General features: G+C 49.1%; 4 protein-coding genes. 3 read left to right on the forward strand and 1 reads right to left on the reverse strand.

Annotated elements, in window-relative coordinates:
* The 3 genes from D8U70_RS20545 to D8U70_RS20555 form a co-directional block, all read left to right on the forward strand.
* The coding region (locus tag D8U70_RS20545) for a DUF637 domain-containing protein (RefSeq protein WP_241664676.1) at positions 1–1,694 on the forward strand (1,694 nt) is incomplete at its 5' end.
* 9 nt (positions 1,695–1,703) lie between these two features.
* A complete protein-coding gene (locus tag D8U70_RS20550) occupies positions 1,704–2,132 on the forward strand; it encodes a hypothetical protein (protein ID WP_041479757.1) in 429 nt (142 codons plus the stop codon).
* A 297-nt stretch (positions 2,133–2,429) separates the two neighbouring features.
* Positions 2,430–2,861: an Imm42 family immunity protein gene (locus tag D8U70_RS20555; protein WP_130929610.1), complete on the forward strand. Its 432-nt coding sequence runs from the start codon at positions 2,430–2,432 to the stop codon at positions 2,859–2,861.
* Between the two features lie 28 nt (positions 2,862–2,889).
* Here D8U70_RS20555 and D8U70_RS27870 read toward each other — a convergent pair.
* Positions 2,890–3,145: hypothetical protein (locus D8U70_RS27870; RefSeq protein ID WP_206663053.1), on the reverse strand; the 256-nt coding region annotated here is incomplete at its 5' end.

Genomic DNA, 3,145 nt, shown 5'->3' on the forward strand with positions numbered 1-3,145 from the left:
GCGTGAAGGAGATTCACGAGTCGTTTAAATACAGCAACTCGGGGCTTGGCCCGGCTTCGCAGATGATTATTGCGATCGTGATGGCTGCCTTTGTCGGGCCTGCTGCGTTCGCTTCGCTAAGCGCGAGCATGGGCACAGCCTGGGCCGCAGGCCTCGCCGCTGTGGCTACAGGTGCAGCCACGAATGCCACGACCAGTTTTATCAATAACGGCGGAAACCTTGGAGCGGTTTTCGCGGACGTTACTTCATCCGATGCACTGAAGGGCTATGTGATTTCCGGAGTGACAGCCGGATTGATGGCCGAATACCTGAACCAGCTGACGGGTATGAAATACGATCCGAATACCGGAAAGCTGCTCGGCCCGTCGTTAGCCACGTGGGAGGGCGTCGGTAGATTCGCTGGAAGCCAAATCATCCAGGGTGGCACTTCGGCGCTGATCACCAAGGCAGTCGGCGGCGATGCAAGTGCCGGTGACGTTCTGAAGACGGCTCTGTTCAATACCGTCGCAGCGTTCAGCTTCAACATGGTGGGCGATCTCACGCAGGGCGTTCTGGATGATGGCTCAGCGGGCAAAATCATCATTCATGCGGCGGTGGGTGGGCTGTTGTCGGAGATGACCGGCGGGGATTTTGCGACAGGCGCGTTGGCGGCTGGTGCGAATGAAGCGCTTGTTGGTGAGATGAACAAATGGTTCAAGGGCAATCCCGAGTTGTTGCTCATGGGGTCGCAGATAGTGGGGGTCCTCTCCGCAACTGCGCTGGGCAATACTGATCAAGAGTCATTGGAAAATGCTTCTTGGGTTGCCAACAACGCGACACAGTACAACTTCCTGAATCATCAGCAAGTAGACGATCTCGTCACAGAGTTGAAGGGCTGTAGAGCTAGCGAAAATCCAGCAGCCTGTCGAGAGAAAGTGAAGGATACCTATGCGAAACTGAGCGCGAAAACCAGTGGATCCGAACTGTTCAAGTGCGAGGGTTTCGATCAGTGTAATGGTCAGACGAACGCCGCTGAAGGAGGGACCCTGGCGCTTGAAAACTACGATGCAAATGGCGGGTTAAGTGCTGAAGAGCGAGCGATTGTTCAGGACTTCCAAGACTCGAACCACACGGACGAGCTGAACTCTCACCATAAAACGATGCTGGGTGATCATGCGGAAATCGCTGGGACGATTCTGACTGGGGGGATCGGGGCTGGGAGCAAATTGGTTGGAAAGACTGATGAACTGCTTACCTCCACAAAAGGTGCTGATGGTGTAATAACCAAAATTTCGGATGGAATGAGGGCGAATCCTTATCACCCTGACTGGAAGAACTACTCGGGAACTGAAGCCCTCAGCCTGTCATCCGGCGCGAGCGGGGTAAAACCTGTGACCGGTTTAGGGGACGTTGAAGATTTTATGACGTCCCAGTTAACCAATTTGAATAAAAAACTTGGGGAAAAAATCGGACAAGGACGACTTCCTTACGAACGAGGAAGAGCTGGGATCGATCAAGCAAAGCTTGATATCAAAGCTACCCTCGAGAGTGCAACGGACATAAGCAGCTTGATTCCCAGGTCGCAAGTCCGAGGCGACTACGATTTAGTGCATGTGTATAGTAAGGTCACGGATCGAACCGTTAGTTTAAGAGTGCTGCCAGGCGGTAAATATGAGTTTGATACTTTAATTCCAGAAAGGTCCTCAAAATTCTGAGAGGTGGTTATGTATTTAGATGATGAATTTTGTGAGTTTCGCGCGCGCTCCTTTTATATCGAAAGGGAAAAGATTTGTGACGTGTTGGTGTTGTTTTTTAAACTACATCTGCAGGGCTGGGTGTCATTAAGTATTGGAGAAGGGGTCGCAATTTTTTCGCACGGTTTGAGAGAGGCCGAATATCAAATAGTCGAGAGTCTTGATGACGAATTTGCTTATCCCGTGAGGGTGGTGAATTCTTTACGCAAATACTTAGATAAAAAAATATCAGGGATTTATGAGTACCGTATTGAAGGGGTGAAGGAAGGGTGCTTGGGCATTTACTTTGATTGTGGAGATTGTGGGCTTAGTGTGTTGGAATATGATGGCTGCCTAACGTTTACTGATGGTATGTGCGATTTCGGAGACAAAGTCTCTTTGGTAAAGCGGGCTGCGTAATAGCAAGCGCGGGAAGAGGCCACTTTAGCAAGTTGTTCGGAGAAATGGCGGTGGATGGGGGCAGAACGCGTATTTTTTAAAAATAAGAACAGATTGCATTTAATGTGATTGGCTGAAGCTATACGTGAAAGTTTGTCCTGCGTTGAGTGTTGCGGAGCGCTATAGGAAAAAAAGGGGGCTGTCCCCTTTTTTAATGGTGTGTTTCACTGGAACGGTAGTACGGGGGGGCTCCGGCAGCCAATTGTCGGCTAGTTATATACCGGCGGCGGTGCAAAAAGCACTAGGAGTAAGATTGAAATGATTTATGGTGATCCGTTTATATTCTCAATTCAGTTTGATGTCGTGAGGGATTGGACTGATTCATGTTTCTGGGTAAATGGATTGTTTTCGTTGTTTGTTTGTGGGGAAAGGCTCCTTGATGTGGTGGATGTAGTCGAGCTTAAAACTGCCGTGAACTTTTACGCAAAAATGGAATTTGAAAATATAGAGGAGGGTGATCCGGCGATTTCTGCAAAAGAATTATTTGCTTCCGCGCATCGTTATTTCTTCAAAGGGGAATCCGCCATTTTAGAAGGCGTGCAAGATATAACGTGCACCTTTTTGGGGGGGGCGCCGGTCTGTTTATTTATTTTCAAAAAACAGCGCATGCAGACAGACTGGTCTGGAGTAAGGACTTTGGCAACCTTGTTCATGAGGCGTTGCTGCCTCGGGGGGCAGTTGTTGGCGTAATTGAAAGTATTGAAGAGTTGTAGATGTTTTATGGTTGTTGTAGCGGGGTAGGTTTGTTGAACTCGACAAATCTGGCCGCTACTTTTTGAAAGGGTAAGCGAAAATTGATTAAAGCCGGACTTTTGCTGCCTTTTATTTTCCTGATTGCAGGCTGCCATTCCAACGTCAGAGACTCTTCCCCCCAGTCTTTTAAAGGATGGTGTCCAAATTCAGCGGGATAAATGGGGACAGACCACCTTTCGAGAGACAAACGGGGACAGGCCACCTTCAAATTCGCGTCGAGC

It is taken from the genome of Pseudomonas sp. Sample_20 (genome assembly GCF_004307585.1).
In the GTDB taxonomy this organism is placed as follows: Bacteria; Pseudomonadota; Gammaproteobacteria; order Pseudomonadales; family Pseudomonadaceae; genus Aquipseudomonas; species Aquipseudomonas atacamensis.